Source organism: Bacillus cereus group sp. BfR-BA-01441, assembly GCF_022663075.1.
Taxonomy (GTDB): Bacteria; Bacillota; Bacilli; order Bacillales; family Bacillaceae_G; genus Bacillus_A; species Bacillus_A cereus.
Genome location: NZ_JAKUEU010000004.1, coordinates 87973 through 105483, shown reverse-complemented (window position 1 = coordinate 105483; position 17511 = coordinate 87973). Strand labels below are relative to the sequence as shown.

Here is a 17511-nt window from a genome sequence, read left to right as displayed (position 1 = left end):
GCGTTCGGGCAAAGTTATTTTGTTGTCAGATTTAAATTTTTGATTTATGATTTTTAACAGGGACAAAATGTAGTGAATTGTCGAATAATATGTAATACTCTTAATTTCTTAGTTTTATAGAGATAGAATGAGAGATAGAGTGACACATCGAAGAGGGGGTTACAACAAATATGAAAAGAATAGGACTAGCATGGCAAATATTAATAGGACTTGCGCTTGGTATTGCGGTTGGGGCGATTTTCTTTGGCAATCCAGCAGTGGTGAGTTATTTACAACCAATTGGTGATATTTTCATCCGATTAATTAAAATGATCGTTGTGCCAATTGTTGTAGCAAGTATTGTTGTTGGGGTTGCTGGTGTTGGCGATGTTAAAAAACTAGGTCGACTAGGCGGAAAAACAATTATTTACTTTGAAATCATTACAACAATTGCAATTATTGTCGGTCTATTAATAGCGAATATTTTCCAACCAGGAAAAGGCGTAAATATGGAGCAGTTAACAAAGACAGATATTTCGAAATATACACATACGACAGAGCAAGTACAAAGTCATTCATTTGCAGATACATTTGTAAATATTGTTCCAACGAACATTATGAAGTCGTTAGCTGACGGAGATATGCTAGCTATTATCTTCTTCTCTGTACTATTTGGTTTAGGTGTAGCAGCAATTGGTGAAAGAGGAAGACCAGTTCTTCAATTTTTCCAAGGTGTAGCTGACGCAATGTTTTACGTAACAAACCAAGTTATGAAATTTGCGCCATTTGGTGTATTTGCACTAATTGGTGTTACAGTTTCTACATTTGGTCTTGCTTCATTAATTCCATTAGGGAAATTACTAATTGTCGTATATGGAGCAATGATCTTCTTCGTCGTAGTTGTCTTAGGACTTACAGCGAAAATATTTGGAATTAACATTTTCCAATTCTTTAAGATTTTAAAAGACGAGCTGATTTTAGCGTATTCTACAGCAAGCTCAGAAACAGTTTTACCAAAAATCATGGAGAAAATGGAGAAATTCGGTTGTCCGAAAGCAATTACATCTTTCGTTATTCCGACAGGTTATTCATTTAACTTAGATGGATCAACTTTATATCAAGCAATTGCGGCTATTTTCTTAGCGCAAATGTACGGTATTGATTTATCTATTACACAACAAATTACATTGTTGCTTGTATTAATGGTTACATCAAAAGGGATCGCAGGTGTACCGGGCGTATCATTCGTTGTATTATTAGCGACACTTGGTACAGTAGGTATTCCACCTGAAGGCTTAGCGTTCATTGCTGGTATTGACCGTATTTTAGATATGGCTCGTACAGCAGTTAACGTTGTAGGAAACTCTTTAGCAGCTGTAGTTATGTCTAAGTGGGAAGGTCAATATGACGCTGAAAAAGGACAAGCTTATTTAAAAGAGATTTCTGAAAAGGGTCAAGCGGCTTAATTATAATATGAACAAGCTCTCACATAATATGTGGGAGCTTTTCTGTATATAGAAGAGGAGCAGACATAATGAAACGAAAATATGGTGACGGTTCTTCGTGGAAGAGACTAATAGAAAAGAGTTATACGGTTAAGCAAGTGGAAGAGGGAATGCTCGGAATACTGGATATAAAAAAGGTGAGAGAGCCTAGTTGTAAAGAATATGATGGTGAAGAACTTTGTATTGCAGCAAATCAGTATACGTGGATTCAATATTTCATAGACGGGAAAAACTTTGCGATTACCGCTATGTTAGATGATCAGAAAAAATTAGTGCAATATTATATCGATGTGGCGAAAGAATATAAAATAGACGATCGTGGTTTACCGTATTTTGATGATTTATATTTAGATGTAGTATTATTATCTAGCGGTAAGGTGTATGTATTAGATGAAGAGGAGCTAGAGGATGCTTATAAAAGTGGTGATGTCACGAAGGAAGAGTATGAGCTAGCTTGGCACACTACGAAATGGATATTAGCAACAATAAAAAATAGTGAATTTTATTGGATTTCAATATTGGAAGAAGAAATCGAAAAGTTAAAATGATTGTTGTATTCGAATTTTTGTATAATTACCAAAAAAATCTATACAAAAAATAATTGACTTTTGTTTTGTAAGCGAGTAAAGTTAGGGAAGAAATTATTATTAAAAAATAAATATGAAACCTTCTTATAAAGAGAGGCGGAGGGACTGGCCCTACGATGCCTCGGCAGCGGACTCGATTTCAGAGTGCTGTGCCAAATCCAGCAAGCGTGTGCTTGAAAGATGAGAAGAGTGTTTCTTATAGATGTATAAGACCTCTTCTCATCGGAAGAGGTCTTTTGTTATTCATTAGAAAAAGGTTGAAACTAGGGAGAGATGGTACTTTGAAAGAAACGAGAGGAAATGGTTTAGCTTTATTACCACTTGGAATATTTTTGGCGCTATTTATTGGTTCTGGAATTATTACAGGTGATTTCTATAAATTGCCGATACTTGTAGCGATTTCAATTGCTGTAGGAGTCGCTTTAGTGATGAATCGTAAAGAAAGTTTTAATGTGAAAGTAGAGCGGTTCGCTAAAGGTGCAGGAAATCCGGATATTATGATTATGGTATTAATTTTTGTGCTTGCAGGTGCGTTTTCTGAAACTGCTAAAGGAATGGGCGGAGTAGACTCAACTGTTAATTTAGCGTTAACTATTTTACCGCCAGGATTTATCGTAGCTGGAATCTTTGTTATTGGTGCATTTATTTCATTAGCGATGGGAACTTCAATGGGAACAATTGCAGCATTAGCGCCGATTGCTGTAGGTATTAGTGGTCAAACTGATATCTCAATTGCGCTTGCAATGGCTACTGTTGTTGGCGGAGCGATGTTTGGTGATAATTTATCATTTATTTCAGATACAACAATCGCAGCTGTTCGTTCACAAGGAACAGAAATGAAAGATAAGTTTAAAACGAACTTTTTAATTGTGTTACCAGCGGCTATTATTACAATTGTACTATTAGTAATAGTTACTTCAGGAAGTGACACGCAGATTAAAGCACATAGCTTTGATTGGATAAAGATTTTACCGTACGCAGGAGTACTTATTACAGCGCTACTTGGCTGGAATGTACTTATTGTATTAACTGGTGGAACTGTACTATCTGGTGTTATCGGCCTTATAGATGGAAGTTACACGTTAGAAAGTTTCTTTAAAAGTGTAACGACTGGAATGGGCGGTATGATGGAGTTAGTATTACTTGCTATATTAATTGGCGGTATGGTTGAATTAATCCAATATAATGGTGGTATTCAATATTTAATGAATGTATTAACACGTAATATTCGTTCGAAAAAAGGAGCGGAATTTGGTATTGCTGGTTTAGTGAGTATGACGAATATGTGTACAGCGAATAATACGATTTCAATTATCTTTACAGGCCCGCTTGCAAAAAATATTGCAGATCAATATGAAATAGATCCTCGTAAATCAGCGAGTGTATTAGATCTTTTCTCATGTTGTGTGCAAGGATTAATTCCGTACGGTGCCCAAATGTTAACGGCAGCAGGATTTGCAGCGTTATCTCCGGTTGAATTGTTGCCATATGCATTTTATCCAATCTTAGTTGGAGTATGTGGGATTGTTTCTATTTTAATTGGGTTTCCAAGGTTTTCGAAAGTAGCTGAGAAAAAAGAGTATCATAAAACAGCTTAATTTAATATGAATGTTAGTAATTAAAAAACGTGCAGAGAATAGACTCTGCACGTTTTTTTGCGTAAAGGGCTGAATATGACTCGGTCTTAAGTCTGAGTTAAAAACGGTTCTTAAGCTCGTTATGGAAAGATGAAAAAATAGTTAAGATAAGAGTATCAAATCGAAGGGAGGCAAGCACAAGATGAAACAATTTCTAGCGTTTATCGCAGCCGGTATTTTGGCTTTAATTGCTCTTGGTAGTCTTGCTGGTATTGTAGGATTCGCAATCGGAGCAGGAGTTGTATATTGGAGCTATAAATCATTTGTGCGAGCTAAATCATTTTTTGGAAAGTTAGCTTGGGGTATTGTTGGTTTAATCGGTTTATCCATTGCACTTTCTCATTCGCCAGCATTAATCGGTATCGCTGCTTTAGTGGTTTTATACTACGGATACCGTGAGTGGAAAAAAGAAAAAGATGTAGTTGTTGAATCTGCTCCAGAAAGTTCTAAACCATATAGTAACTTTGAAGATGAGTGGAACAAATTAATGAAAAACTAAAACAATAAATCAAATTATAAATAAAGTAGAAGAGAGGAAGATTTATAATGAAACAATCTTTATTCGGACGTGTACGCGATGCAATTTTAGCTGATTTTCATAACGTGTTAGATGAGAAGGAAAGAAAAAATCCAATTGCGATGTTAAACCAATATTTACGTGATAGTGAGCGTGAAATAACAAAAATTGAGAAGTTAATTGAGCGTCATAAAACATTAAAATCTAATTTTGCTCGTGAGCTTGAGCAAGCACGTTATTTCGTTAATAAAAGATCAAAGCAAGCTATCATTGCTCAAGAAGCAGACGAATTACAATTGCACGAACGTGCGTTAGAAGAGGTAGCTTATTATGAAGGGCAAGTAACTCGATTAGAAGAAATGTATGCAGGTGTTGTAGAGCAAATTGATGAGTTAGAGCGTCGTCTTTCTGAAATGAAAAATAAATTAAAAGAAATGCACGCAAAGCGCATGGAACTAATGGCACGTGAAAATATGGCACATGCAAATCGTCGTATGAATACTGCGATGCATAAAATGGATGAAAATAATCCGTTCTTACGATTTGAAGAGATTGAAGATCATATTCGTGACTTAGAAACTCGTATGAATGAAGAGCATGAGCGTGACACGTTTGATATGAAAATTGCAAAACTTGAGCGTGAAATGAAAGAAAAGAATGATGTATCGTTAACGAAAGAGTTAACAAAATAATAGTAGTATATTATAAAACAGGCTTATGATATAGTGATAGGAGAAAAGGTGTTGGAAAGCAATGCCTTTTCTTCTATGTATATGTGACAAGAAGGGGGGAGCTGAAATGAAGAAACATTTTTCAAAGACACAATTAATGGGGATGCTCCTCATCATATTTGGATTCGGTCTTTTTCTTGATATGATACTTGGACATTTTGAACCAGGTGGTCTCATTTTTGCATTTATTATGCTTATGTTTGGAAGGCATTATCGTAAAAAGAATCGTTATGTACGGGGAAATGTATTTTTATTTGTTGGTGGTATCGTATTTTTATTTTTCTTATTTTCATCAGCAGCATTTGTTCTTGTCGTATTTGCTTGTTTAGCTTTAATTGGTTATCAATTGATTCAACAAGGGCATCAGCAAAAAGCAATGAAGGTTGAAATTAAAGAAAAAGGGATTATAGACGAAGAGAAGCAAATATATCGTACAGAAACATATTTGAAAAATATGTTTGTAGGCAATGTACGAATGATGGATCATATTTATGAACTTGAGGATATTAATGTTCAATATGGTGCTTGTGATGTGGAAATAGATTTAACAACTGCTATGATTCCAGAAGGGGAAACGGTAATTGTTATTCGGGGTGTCGTTGGTAATATTCGTTTATATGTGCCATATGATATTGAACTTTCTTTAAATCATTCTGTTATTGTCGGACGTGTGCTCTTGCCAGGTCATGAAGAGACAGGGTTTAACCGCAATGTTACATTTAGAACAGAGCAGTATAAAGAGGCTCCTCGTCGTATTAAAATTATTTCTTCGCTTGTCGTAGGCGACACGGAAGTGAGGAAAGTATAATGAAGAAACAAAAAAATATTTCGTGGATGTATATTCGTTATTCTATGTTGTCCTCAGTTAGTATCGCACTCATTTGTACAATTGTATATGTATGGAAAAGCGAGCAACAAGTGTATGATTTATTATGGAAGGAATCCATCGCTTCTGTTCCAATTGGCTTGTTTATTATGACTACAAGTTTACTTATCGGGGGAATTGTAGGATATGCAATCGGTTATTATATAGAGCAGCGTATACAAGGATTAAATACTTTTCTATTTGAAGTAGAGCGAGGGAATTTTCCGAGCGATGTTTCGTTTACTGCAGATGATGAATTTCATGAAGTGGAACGAAAAGTAATCGTTCTGGCTCGTCGATTAGAGGAGCAAGCTGGACTCTTTCAAAAAGTAACGAATGAACGAGCTCATTGGAATGAAGAGATGAGACAAGAAGCGATTTCTCAAGAAAGGCATCGTTTAGCAAGGGAGTTGCATGATTCAGTAAGTCAGCAGCTTTTCGCAATGTCGATGATGATGTCAGCGATTAATGAACAAATAACTGAATTTCCAGAGGTGACAAAAAAACAATTGCAACTTGTTGAAAATATGGTTGTAAATGCTCAATCAGAAATGAGAGCATTGCTCCTTCATTTACGTCCTGTACAATTGGAAGGTAAGAAACTGACAGAAGGTATAGAGGAATTATTAACGGAATTATCGCGAAAACAACATATGAAAATTGAATGGCTTATTGAGCCAATAGAATTAAAAAAAGGTGTAGAAGATCATTTATTCCGTATTGTGCAAGAAGCGCTATCAAACACGTTGCGACACGCGAAGGCAAAGAAAACAGAAGTGCGCCTTCGAAAAATTGATCAATATGCGATTTTAAAAATCATTGATGACGGCGTTGGGTTTGAAGTAGGGGTTAATAAGGCTGGTTCATATGGCCTAAGATCGATGCAAGAGCGTGTTCATGAAATTGGTGGGACACTTAAGGTACTTAGTTTCCCGGCCAAAGGTACACAAATAGAAGTAAAAGTACCGATTATGATTGAGAGAGGGGGAGAAGTATGATAAAAGTATTGCTTGTCGATGATCATGAAATGGTTCGTATGGGTGTATCGGCATATTTATCTACACAGCCAGATATTGAAGTAGTAGGGGAAGCTGAGAATGGAAGAAAAGGATCAGAATTAGCATTGCAATTAAGGCCGGATATTATTTTAATGGACCTTGTTATGGATGAGATGGATGGTGTCGAAGCAACACGTGCTATTATTCAAGAATGGCCAGAAGCAAAAATTGTAGTTGTAACAAGCTTTTTAGATGACGAAAAATTGTATCCTGTTATTGAGGCTGGGGCGACCAGTTACTTATTAAAAACATCAAGAGCAAGTGATATTGCTGATGCTGTACGAGCTACTTATGATGGAGAAACAGTATTAGAGCCGAAAGTTACCGGGAAAATGATGTCCCGTATGCGTCAAAAGAAAGAGCAACCTTTGCATGATGATTTAACGGAAAGAGAGTTTGAGATTTTGTTATTAATTGCAGAGGGAAAAAGTAATCAAGAGATTGCGGACGAGTTATTTATTGCACTGAAAACGGTAAAGACACATGTGAGTAATATATTAAATAAATTGAATGTAAGTGACCGTACTCAGGCGGTTATTTATGCATTTAGGCATCAATTAACGAAGTGATAAAGTGAAACTTTAATCAGTGGGGAGGTTGTTCCTCTCCCACTGATTATCAGCCCTCACCAATCGGGCTTTTACGGGCAGTTAATGCGGGATAAAGTAAAACTTTAATTGGTGGGGAATTCCTCGCTGATTATTGGCTCGATACAATATAGATTTGGCATTAAAACAATTGAATGTTTTTATTGACGATAAATAATGTAAGCGTTATCATTTAGGTGTTAACAGTACATATAAAGGGGAGAATGTATATGTTAGTTCAAACTATATTCGGAATGGATAAGTCTAAAAAATTAGGGGATTATGTGAACGCATTACAAGCGCTTTGTGAACAATATAATATTGAAACAGATAAAATTGCGATTATTGAGGCAACAGAGGAATACTATTTATTTTTAGTAAAGCAAGAAGAGCGCTATGATGTTGTCAAGGTAGAAACAGTTGATACAAATATTGAATATTATACGAAGGCTTATAAAATAAGCAGTTTTAATCATGCTGCGTATCAAATGTAAAAAAACTCCCTTTTGGGAGTTTTTTTAGGAGGCTTTTACTTCGTGAGATTCGGTTACTAATGGAACTTTTTTCGTACCGCTTAACCTAGCCGTTGCAAGACCAATAAGACCTCCTACTAATGCTGGTATTAGCCAGCCGATTCCTTCATTATATAAAGGGATAAATTCAAAATATGGTGTGATAAATGAAACTGAAATACCACCTTGTTTTAATCCATCAAATACGCTCACTACAGCTGCTCCAATTAAAGCACCTACATAAACAGAGCGATATCCACCGAAGTATTTATGAAGTAATGATAGTAGTACGAGTACAATCGCAATTGGATACACAACAAGTAGAATTGGAACAGAGATTGCGATAATTTTCGTTAAACCTAAGTTGGCAACTAGTAATCCTAATGCGCAAATGATACTCGCGAACGTTTTGTATGAAAATGTAGTCAATAATGTTGAAAAATATTGGCTGCACGCAGATACGAGTCCAACGCATGTCGTTAAACAAGCGAGTGTAACGATAAGAGATAATAGGAGCAAACCGTATGGACCGAATAATTGTTGTACGATAACAGTAAGTAGCTGTCCGCCATTTTTTGCATATCCGAGCGAGACGCTAGTTGCCCCAAGCCAGCCGAGTGCACCGTATACAAGTACGAGCCCTGTAGCGGCAATAAGCCCTGCTTTTGCTGTGGCGATGGCAATGGACTTACGATCATTCACACCTTTAGAGCGAATTGCATTTACAACGATAATTCCGAATGCAAGTGCTGAAATAGTGTCCATTGTTAAGTAGCCTTCCATAAAGCCTTTGAAGATTGGAGAAGTTTGATACTCTTGCATCGCTGGTCCTGATTGCCCAAGTGGTGTAAATACACTTTTAACAAATAATAAGAAAATAGAGAGTAATAAAATAGGTGTTAATACATTCCCAATACGATCAACAAGTTTAGATGGATTCAAACTCAGCCAAAATACGATAGTAAAGAAGATGATTGTATATACAAATAGCACTAGGCTGCTAGAGCGGATTGTTTCTGGCAAGAAAGAACTAACCCCCATTTCATAAGCGACATTTGCAACACGTGGGATGCCCATGGATGGACCGATGGCAATGTATACAACTACTGTAAAGAAAATTCCGAATAATGGATGGGCATGACTTGCAAGTTGCTGCATTCCATTTCCTGATAGAGAAATTGCGATAACAGTAAGTAGTGGTAAGCCAACTCCTGTTAGTAAAAATCCAATCATTGCTGGCCAAAAGTTTTCACCTGCGTTTTGCCCAAGCATGGGAGGGAAAATTAAATTACCTGCCCCAAAAAATAAAGAAAATAGCATAAGACCCGTGAAAAAAATATGTTTTTTTGATACAGTGTTCATTGTTTTTCCTCCTTTTTCATTCATTTGTAAGAACACAAAAAACTCGTCCCTAAAGAAAGGGACGAGTTATATTTACCCGCGATACCACCCTAATTTACACATGTAGAAATAAATCTATATGTATACGGCTTTGCAACGTACAACATGATACGTGTTCCTTGTAACGGGGGACGGCCGGTAAGAACTTACTGTAACATTCGGTTCTACTTCTCGGAGATGATTTTCGGTTACGCACTGAACGTTGGCTTTCAGCAAATCGCCAACTCTCTGGGGAACAGTTCTATAACGTACTCGTTCTCGTCAATGAATTTTTATTCAAGTATTCTGACAGTATTGTTGCATGTTTTTTTTAGAAAGTCAATATGTTTTTTGGAAGATATATTTATATATGGAAATATCGAAAGTGATATTCGTTGTTGCAAAAGGAATAATGAATTGTAAAATTTATAGAGAAAGTTGATATTTATAGGAGTAAAGAAGGGATTGTTTGAATTTACAGAGAATAATACAACAATCCACTTGCTGGAAAGAACAAACCAAAAGAGGTGACTGAAATGCTTGCGATGGGAGTATTATTTGGCATTATTGCTATAATTGGTTTTATGTGGTTATATTATTCGCGTTCGTTTAAACAAGCAGAAGTTTTACTCTTTCAAAAAGGTAGTTTATTGACAAATCAGTCTAGATATTTAGTATGTCCGAAGTGTGGAAGTGCACAGGCCAGAAGTGGAGGATATCAAGAGTGTTGCAAAATTAGATTATGAAAGAAAGGAAGCCTCACATTATTTTGTGAGGCTTCCTTCCTTACAACTTCATGGCGCTCCAAATTGTCCATCGATCTCTTTCAATAATAGGAGAGACGTTTTGTAATGCGGTCTGTATATGTTGTAGAAGTTGAGAAAGTTCATCATCTGTTAACTCATATAGAATGGATCGACCTGTTCGAGGAGATAAATCTTGCAATAATGCTTCTACAGAATCATGTATTTTTCGTATTTCCCATTGTGTTTGTGCGGGAAGTACATGAAGAGAATGTTTTTGTAATTCTGTCTGTATAGTGTTGGTTTTTGGACGTCTTTTTGACTCTATTTCAATAAGTTTTGGAAATAGAGAGAAAAAATATCCGCGAATGTGTTCGGGACTTCCTGGAATTGTACAATCTTCAATTGTTCGATCTTGTAAAATAAGTACACCGTTTTTATTTAATATACGAGAAGCTTCACGTAAAAATGTAGCAATGTCTTGTAAATGATGAATAACTGCACGCGAAATAACTATGTCGAATGTTTCATTAGGGTATGGGATATTATGTGCATCACCGTGGATGAATGAAATGTTTGAAAAGTTGTTACAATTTTCTTTTGCAGCTTGTAATATTTCTTTTGAAAAATCAAGTCCCACAACATTTTTGGCTCCCATAAGAGCGAGTTCTTTCGTATAAATCCCACCACCACAGCCGATATCAATTATTTGCTTGTTTTGTATTTCTGTAATGTTTTTTACCATTTCAGCCCAAGAAATATGAGCGTTTCTTGTTGCATATGTGTACTTATTATTTTCATCATGAAAATTAATGGACATGATAAAGACCTCCTTTCAATGATTAGTATAGCGTATTTAATAGGATGTCACGTTTTTGTTTTATGTATGAAGATTATAAGGATTTCTTATCGTAAGAGGAGGATTAATTTGAAAGGGAAATATGTATTGGTGTTGTTGTTTGTTATGTTACTAGCAGCTTGTGGTCAAGTTGAGCCGAAAAAAGAAACAAAAAAAGTAGAAGAGACGGTGAATGAAGTGAAAGAAACAATAGGGGTAACCGTTATACAAAAAAAACATAAAGAGAAAAAGTTGCAGGAATCAGAAGCGAAGTTAGTAATAGACATTTTGAATAAAGCTGAGAAACAAGAAATAACAGGAAGCTTCGGTGAACCTGAATATGAAATACAAATTAGTAGAGATGGGAAAAAAGAAACTTATTATGCATGGTTAAGAGGAGAAGATAGACGAGGATGGGTGCAATATAAGAAAGCTATGTATATGTTGAATGAAAAAGATACGGAAAAGCTTTTGGATATATTTCCAAATGTCTCAGAACAAAAAGAAGATGAGATGCAGGTAAGCCCTTTAACAGAAGTAACAAAAAAAGATTTACAGATTACCGCATTTCATATTAAAACAGGCGATCAAAACGTGAATTATACGGTACGGTATACGATTTCACAATCACTATACAATAAGTTAGTGAAGGAGCAAGAATATTATTTGCAACTCAATTTTCCAGAAAAAGTTCAAAAATTAATTGGAGCAAAAGAGAGTGAAATAATTTTAGGTGAAAAAGTAAAGGAAGGGTATAAGCAATATGAATTGCATGCTACTGTTCTGATAAAAAGCGCTTCACAATCACAATTAAAATCATTAGAAACATATTACGAAAATTATGATTTGAAAATATTAAACAGTGAAAAAGAAAAAATAGGTGTGTTTCAAAATATAATTCAGATTGTTAAAGATTATGGTGAAAAAATGAATTTTCAAAGATAAAGTGAGCCTTTAATTAGCCCTTACGGATTGGAATGAATGTAAACTCGTCAAATCTATATGGCCTTTCCTAGGAAATGATAATAGAGAGGGGAAAGCACCCCTCTCTATTACTTTGCTTTTGCAGATGGCTCATTCATTGATTTTCGTGTAATAAGAAAAGAAATCATAAGAGCGGAAAGGATGACAAGGGCAATAAATACGTGATTGGGCAACAAATCTAATAATAATACGTAACTAACGGTATAAAAAATAAGAGTTGAAGCTAAAAACGATAGAGCACCTATTATAAGAGATTGTAAATTCATTTGTGTACACCTCCTTTTATTTATATTTTTGGCTGAAAATGGATTATATAAACATTATTTCTAACAATAGAAAAAAATATGTCATAATAGAGAAAAGAACAAGCTTTGATGAATGAATATGATTCATTAATGAGAGATAAAGGAGAGGAATATGAAAAATAATAAAAAAGGATTATGGGGAATTATTGTTGCGGTAGGTCTATTTTTACTGTCTAAGTTAAAGTGGGTATTTGCAATTTTTAAATTAGCAAAGTTTTCAACGGTATTTAGTATGTTTCTATCGCTTGGCGCATACGCAGTTCTATATGGTTGGAAATTTGGAGTAGCGCTCATTTATTTGTTGTTTGTTCATGAAATGGGCCATTTATGGGCTGCGAAAAGAAAGGGGATCCCGACATCGCCAGCAATCTTTATTCCATTTATGGGGGCCCTTATTGGAATGAAAGAGATGCCGAAAAATGCGAAAGATGAAGCTTACATTGCCTATATGGGGCCGCTTTTCGGACTTCTGTCATTTTTACCGGCGATACCGCTTTATATAATGACGAAAGAGCCATTTTGGGCGCTTGTTATTTTGCTTGGAAGTATGATTAATTTCTTTAATTTAATTCCCGTTTCGCCGCTAGATGGTGGGAGAATTATTTCAGTTGTCAGTACTAAAATTTGGGGAGCAGGCCTTATTTTATTACTTGGCTATTCAATTTACTTTAAAAGTATTTTGGGAGGATTTATTGTTATTATCGGTTGTATGGAGTTATATAGAGTAATAAAGAGAGATGAGCCGATTAAGGAATTAGGGCATAAAATTGATGGGATGAAAGAATATGTTACTAGGCTTGAAGAGGAATTAAAAGAAACGGGTGCTGTACATCGGACTATATACGTGATGCATCATGAGATGAATGCATTAAGACAAAGAGAACGGGAAAAAGAGTTACAAATAGGTGAACTTCAAAAAATGGAAGTGTTAGAGTATCTTTTACCGAAGTTCGAACCGTTAGATTATGTTCCATATGAAGATGAAAAAGATGAGTATACAATTCACATAAGGGAAGCATTTGAAGCGTCAGAAAGAAAATTAAATGAATGGAAAACAGAAAAGGAACAACAAGAAAACTATTATAAAGTGGATGCGAAAACGAAATGGACAGTATTTGCTTGTTATATCGGATTAATGATTATACTCGGTTACACAGCTTATGAAGGATATATTGTTTTACAAGAACATTTGCCAACGAGAAATGTATAGAAAAATATTGTCGAAATGATAGGAAGAATTAATACAGGAATTATATTTCTACGAGAGAATGTTACAAGTATAGTCATACGTTGTAATATTTTTAGTAGAGAAGGAGTTCTGTATATGAAGAAATTGTTAAATGTATTAGGTATTATTATCGTGATGATCATTGCGAGTTATAGTCTTATGAAAGTGCTGTTACATTATGCGAATAAGCCTGCTGAGGTAAATACAATAGCTCAAATAGAAGATGTGCAAGAAGAGACAAAAGTGCTAGATTTTATTCGAATGACACATGAAAGCTATAATAATTTCTTAAATTATGGTAAAGCAGAGAATTATACAGACGGGGATTGGAATCAATTTAAGCAATGGTTTCAACAACAAGAACAATCTTTAAAAAATATACATACGGAAATAAAGAATGAAAAAATAAAACGCGATGTAAATAGAAGCTATGAAATTGTAAAAAAAGGTGTGGAACTTCAAAATATTGAGTATGTAGTGTATGCCCATCGTGTATATCATGACTTGGATATTATCGTAAATAAATATAGAGGTGAAACGAATATCTGGGGGTATACGGAGTTTGGCGATGGGAAAGATATAAAAGTAATCGAACAAGCTATACAAACAAAATAATAAGCTAGCTAGAATTCTAGTTAGCTTATTTTCTTTTGTAAATGCAATGTTCATATATTATTCACAAAAACACCGTGTTAATAGTGATTAAAATCACAATCTGCATTATAAGATTCAGTTAAACTAAAAACAGTTAAGGAAATAGAGGAGTGGGATACAATGTTAAGTGCAAAAACAATTGAAATCGTAAAGTCAACAGTACCATTATTACAAGAAAAAGGTGTTGAAATTACAACGAGATTCTATCAAATTTTATTTTCGGAACATCCGGAATTGTTGAATATTTTCAACCATACGAATCAGAAAAAGGGAAGACAACAACAAGCGTTAGCGAATGCTGTTTATGCAGCTGCAACGTACATTGATAATTTAGAAGCAATTATTCCAGTTGTAAAACAAATTGGTCATAAGCATAGAAGTTTAGGGATTAAAGCTGAGCATTATCCGATTGTAGGTACATGTTTACTACGTGCCATTAAAGAGGTCGCAGGTGCACCTGATGAAGTTTTAAATGCATGGGGAGAAGCATATGGTGTAATTGCTGATGCATTCATTAGCATTGAAGCAGAGATGTATGAAGAAGCTGCACATAAAGAAGGTGGATGGAAAGACTTCCGCAACTTTGTGATTGTAAAAAAAGTGAAGGAAAGCGATGTTATTACGTCATTTTATTTGAAACCTGAAGATGGAGGGAAAGTTTCTTCATTCATCCCAGGTCAATATGTAACGATTCAAATCAATATTGAAGGTGAGACATATACACATAATCGTCAATACAGTTTATCCGATGCTCCTGGGAAAGAATATTATCGTATTAGTGTAAAAAAAGAAAAAGGTGTAGATACACCAGACGGTAAAGTGTCTAATTACTTACATGGACATGTAAAAGAAGGAGATGTTTTACCAGTAAGTGCACCAGCGGGAGATTTCGTGTTAAATATGGATTCAACATTACCAGTTGTACTAATTAGTGGTGGAGTAGGGATTACACCGATGATGAGTATGTTAAATACGTTAATTGAACAAGATTCAAAACGTAATGTATATTTTGTTCATGCAGCAATAAATAGTAATACACATGCAATGAAAGAACACGTTAAGGCAGTAGAAAATGAATATGAACAAGTGAAAGCATATACTTGTTATTCTGCACCGACTGAAAAAGATTTAGAAATGAAGAACTTTGATAAAGAAGGTTTCATTGAAAGTGAATGGTTAAAAACTATTATTCCGACAACTGAAGCAGAGTTCTATTTCTGTGGTCCAGTAGCATTTATGAAGTATATAAATGCTGCACTAACTGATTTAAGTGTGAAACAAGAGCATATTCATTATGAATTTTTCGGCCCAGCAACAAGCTTACAATAAGCAAAAAAACGAGGTATTTATTTTACCTCGTTTTTTATTTGTTCTCGTAATAAACGGTTTACTGTTTCACGGCGTATACCTATCAGTTGGCCAATTTCGGTTTGTGTTAATATTTCATATATAGGAATGTCACCTAAATATAGGGTGAACCATTCTTGTAAACGATGAAGACGTTCTTTCGGAGAGACGGTTGTCAATTGATCAATTCGTTGTTGCATCATTCTTAATTTAGATTGCAATTGCATAGCAATGTTAGCATACGATTCGGGATTTGCTTGAAGTCTCTCATACCATTCACTACTAGTGATCGGTTCCACTTCTGTTTTTATTAAAGCGATAGCTGTACCGTGATATTCTTTCGGTGAAATTAAAGAATGATGAGGTATCGTTTCACCTGGAACGATAATGTTGAATAAAAATGGTGTTCCGTTTTCTTCTAGCCGAACTACTTTTAATAAGCCTGTTTTTATAAAGTATAAAGGACCGTCCTCGCCTTGACGGAATAGTACATCTCCTTTGTGTAGAATCAATGTTAGCCCCCCATTAATATGTTTCTATTTCTTCTATTTTAGCGTATATGTATATAGACAATATGTTATTTCAACAGCAATTTCATTGACGAAATGTATGCTATTACAGTAGTATACTATTTAGTGTGTAATAGTACTAGCAATGAATACGCTGTAGGGGGTTTAGTATATTGTTAGATGCGATGAGAATGACGGATATGAGAATTCCGGCGAATGCTATCATTCATGTAGAAGAGATGAAAGGTGGAGTCGTTTTATCCGTTGAAGTAGACGGCCAAATTATTTATACGATGGCTTATGATGAAGAAACAGATAGTTATGCTGAATTATATGATCGAAAGGATAAGAGGGCGTGCCAAGTACATGAAGACTTCATGGGATGGTCACTTCTTCACTAAAAAAGATGTCAATATGACATCTTTTTTTATTAAATCGATAGAATATACAAAGAAATGAAATATAAGGATAAAATTTGTAATAATTGATTTTGCATTGTTAGCACTCTGTAACTGCAAGTGAACTATTTTTTCGCTATCATAAAGATAACAGTCGCAGTTATAGGAGTGGTCAACTTGAAGAAAGTACATATTTCAAATTATATGTTATTATGTGTTTGTTTAATTTTATTTGTTCTCCTCGGAGGATTTTTATATTCATGTGTATAAGAAAAACGCATTCTAAAAAGAATACGTTATAAAAGGGAAATAATGATTAATCTAGTTCCAAGAATAATTAACGTAATACGCAATAAATTAATTACGGCGTTACCACTTAGTTTTGTATTAATGTAAGCCCCGATTTTTCCGCCAATCCATGCACCCGGAATCAGGATTAATGCATAAATCCAGCTGACATTTCCAAGTGAGATGTGAGTTGCAGAACTTACAATTGCTGATAGAAATACGATGAACATTGAAGTTGCTACTGCAATATGTGCTGGGAATGCAAAAAGAAGCATCATTGCTGGAACAAGTAAGGCACCGCCACCAATTCCAAATAATCCAGATATAAACCCAACTATAAAAGCGATAAAGATAGCAAGAAACGGTGGGAATTGGTAGTGTACAGTATTTCCATCATTATCTGTAAAAGAACGCTTAATTACAGACGTATTTGAGAGGGAAAGAGGTTTTAATTTGTCTCGAAGCATAAGTAGAATTGAGACGAATATAAGGAAAATCCCAAAGTATAAAGAAAATGTGTCTTGGTTTAAAAATTTATTTGCCCATGATCCGATAATACCACCAGGGCCGCTTCCGATAAATAAAATAAGTCCACTTTTATAATCTACTCGCTTATGCTTCATGTAAGTAAGGGTGGAAGATAGTCCTGTGAAAACGACTGTTACCATAGAAGTCCCTACTGCAAGTTGTGGTGATAAACTGTGTAATCCAATTAATAACGGAACAATAATAATTCCGCCTCCAAGCCCAACTAGGCTGCCGACTGTTCCGGCGATTAGTCCGATGAAAAGTAACATGATGTATTCCAAAATTGCCAACTCCTCTAAATAACTTATCCATCAATTATTATACACGCTTT

General features: G+C 35.0%; 20 protein-coding genes, 1 riboswitch and 1 other annotated feature. Of the genes, 15 read left to right on the top strand and 5 right to left on the bottom strand.

The genetic code is table 11. The annotated features are described in order from the left end of the window. The first annotated feature begins 170 nt into the window (after positions 1 to 170). The 9 genes from gltP to MR107_RS03325 all read left to right on the top strand — a co-directional run bounded on the left by gltP (position 171) and on the right by MR107_RS03325 (position 7960). Positions 171 to 1445 (top strand): glutamate/aspartate:proton symporter GltP, encoded by a 1275-nt coding sequence (gene gltP / locus MR107_RS03365; protein WP_000821134.1) that lies wholly within the window; start codon positions 171 to 173, stop codon positions 1443 to 1445. Positions 1446 to 1513: 68 nt separating this feature from the next. Continuing rightward, positions 1514 to 2032, top strand: a complete 519-nt coding sequence (locus MR107_RS03360; protein ID WP_000824667.1) for a ribonuclease FAU-1 family protein — start codon at positions 1514 to 1516, stop codon at positions 2030 to 2032. A gap of 120 nt (positions 2033 to 2152) precedes the next feature. Continuing rightward, a riboswitch (SAM riboswitch) is annotated at positions 2153 to 2258 on the top strand. A 94-nt stretch (positions 2259 to 2352) separates the two neighbouring features. After that, positions 2353 to 3669 carry a Na+/H+ antiporter NhaC family protein gene (locus tag MR107_RS03355; RefSeq protein WP_000665496.1) on the top strand — a complete coding sequence of 439 codons (1317 nt, stop codon included), beginning with the start codon at positions 2353 to 2355 and terminating at the stop codon, positions 3667 to 3669. 181 nt (positions 3670 to 3850) lie between these two features. Next, complete coding sequence (locus tag MR107_RS03350) at positions 3851 to 4207, top strand: lmo0954 family membrane protein (protein WP_000808640.1); 357 nt, start codon at positions 3851 to 3853, stop codon at positions 4205 to 4207. Positions 4208 to 4254: 47 nt separating this feature from the next. Further along, the gene (locus MR107_RS03345; RefSeq protein ID WP_000814124.1) at positions 4255 to 4917 is read left to right on the top strand and encodes a PspA/IM30 family protein; all 663 of its coding nucleotides are present in this window, start codon (positions 4255 to 4257) and stop codon (positions 4915 to 4917) included. A gap of 106 nt (positions 4918 to 5023) precedes the next feature. Further along, positions 5024 to 5764, top strand: a complete 741-nt coding sequence (gene liaF, locus MR107_RS03340; RefSeq protein WP_000716095.1) for a cell wall-active antibiotics response protein LiaF — start codon at positions 5024 to 5026, stop codon at positions 5762 to 5764. After that, positions 5764 to 6819, top strand: a complete 1056-nt coding sequence (locus tag MR107_RS03335; protein ID WP_000744329.1) for a sensor histidine kinase — start codon at positions 5764 to 5766, stop codon at positions 6817 to 6819. The genes liaF and MR107_RS03335 overlap by 1 nt, the downstream gene beginning before the upstream one ends. Continuing rightward, positions 6816 to 7448 (top strand): response regulator, encoded by a 633-nt coding sequence (locus MR107_RS03330; protein WP_000598707.1) that lies wholly within the window; start codon positions 6816 to 6818, stop codon positions 7446 to 7448. Before MR107_RS03335 ends, MR107_RS03330 begins: the two co-directional genes overlap by 4 nt. A gap of 242 nt (positions 7449 to 7690) precedes the next feature. Continuing rightward, positions 7691 to 7960: a DUF3992 domain-containing protein gene (locus MR107_RS03325; RefSeq protein ID WP_306292376.1), complete on the top strand. Its 270-nt coding sequence runs from the start codon at positions 7691 to 7693 to the stop codon at positions 7958 to 7960. Between the two features lie 24 nt (positions 7961 to 7984). Here the strand turns inward: MR107_RS03325 and brnQ3 are convergent, their stop codons facing one another. Then, on the bottom strand, positions 7985 to 9340 hold the full coding sequence (gene brnQ3, locus MR107_RS03320) for a branched-chain amino acid transport system II carrier protein BrnQ3 (RefSeq protein ID WP_001099135.1): 1356 nt from the start codon (positions 9338 to 9340) through the stop codon (positions 7985 to 7987). Positions 9341 to 9394: 54 nt separating this feature from the next. Then, positions 9395 to 9653 (bottom strand) — a binding site (T-box leader). 241 nt (positions 9654 to 9894) lie between these two features. On the opposite strand from brnQ3, the gene MR107_RS03315 reads away from it, so the two are divergent. Continuing rightward, a complete protein-coding gene (locus tag MR107_RS03315; protein WP_000880630.1) occupies positions 9895 to 10104 on the top strand; it encodes a hypothetical protein in 210 nt (69 codons plus the stop codon). A gap of 40 nt (positions 10105 to 10144) precedes the next feature. Here MR107_RS03315 and MR107_RS03310 read toward each other — a convergent pair whose 3' ends face one another. Further along, the gene (locus MR107_RS03310; RefSeq protein ID WP_000026278.1) at positions 10145 to 10921 is read right to left on the bottom strand and encodes a class I SAM-dependent methyltransferase; all 777 of its coding nucleotides are present in this window, start codon (positions 10919 to 10921) and stop codon (positions 10145 to 10147) included. Positions 10922 to 11029: 108 nt separating this feature from the next. On the opposite strand from MR107_RS03310, the gene MR107_RS03305 reads away from it, so the two are divergent. After that, a complete protein-coding gene (locus MR107_RS03305) occupies positions 11030 to 11884 on the top strand; it encodes a YhfM domain-containing protein (protein WP_000677061.1) in 855 nt (284 codons plus the stop codon). 107 nt (positions 11885 to 11991) lie between these two features. On the opposite strand, the gene MR107_RS03300 is transcribed toward MR107_RS03305, so the two are convergent. Further along, complete coding sequence (locus MR107_RS03300; protein WP_001053356.1) at positions 11992 to 12189, bottom strand: hypothetical protein; 198 nt, start codon at positions 12187 to 12189, stop codon at positions 11992 to 11994. Between the two features lie 151 nt (positions 12190 to 12340). On the opposite strand from MR107_RS03300, the gene MR107_RS03295 reads away from it, so the two are divergent. The 3 genes from MR107_RS03295 (at position 12341) to hmpA (ending at position 15439) form a co-directional block, all read left to right on the top strand. Next, the gene (locus MR107_RS03295; protein ID WP_000794502.1) at positions 12341 to 13438 is read left to right on the top strand and encodes a site-2 protease family protein; all 1098 of its coding nucleotides are present in this window, start codon (positions 12341 to 12343) and stop codon (positions 13436 to 13438) included. Between the two features lie 114 nt (positions 13439 to 13552). Further along, positions 13553 to 14071 (top strand): hypothetical protein, encoded by a 519-nt coding sequence (locus tag MR107_RS03290; RefSeq protein ID WP_000735227.1) that lies wholly within the window; start codon positions 13553 to 13555, stop codon positions 14069 to 14071. 159 nt (positions 14072 to 14230) lie between these two features. Further along, positions 14231 to 15439, top strand: coding sequence for an NO-inducible flavohemoprotein (gene hmpA, locus MR107_RS03285; protein WP_000947337.1), 1209 nt, complete (start codon positions 14231 to 14233; stop codon positions 15437 to 15439). 17 nt (positions 15440 to 15456) lie between these two features. Here hmpA and MR107_RS03280 read toward each other — a convergent pair whose 3' ends face one another. Continuing rightward, the gene (locus tag MR107_RS03280; protein WP_000600589.1) at positions 15457 to 15969 is read right to left on the bottom strand and encodes a Crp/Fnr family transcriptional regulator; all 513 of its coding nucleotides are present in this window, start codon (positions 15967 to 15969) and stop codon (positions 15457 to 15459) included. Positions 15970 to 16139: 170 nt separating this feature from the next. Here MR107_RS03280 and MR107_RS03275 point away from each other — a divergent pair, with 170 nt between their 5' ends. Continuing rightward, a complete protein-coding gene (locus MR107_RS03275) occupies positions 16140 to 16367 on the top strand; it encodes a hypothetical protein (RefSeq protein ID WP_000883008.1) in 228 nt (75 codons plus the stop codon). A gap of 293 nt (positions 16368 to 16660) precedes the next feature. On the opposite strand, the gene MR107_RS03270 is transcribed toward MR107_RS03275, so the two are convergent. Then, entirely contained in the window at positions 16661 to 17461 is an 801-nt protein-coding gene (locus MR107_RS03270; protein WP_000455762.1) for a sulfite exporter TauE/SafE family protein, read from the bottom strand. Positions 17462 to 17511: the final 50 nt, after the last annotated feature.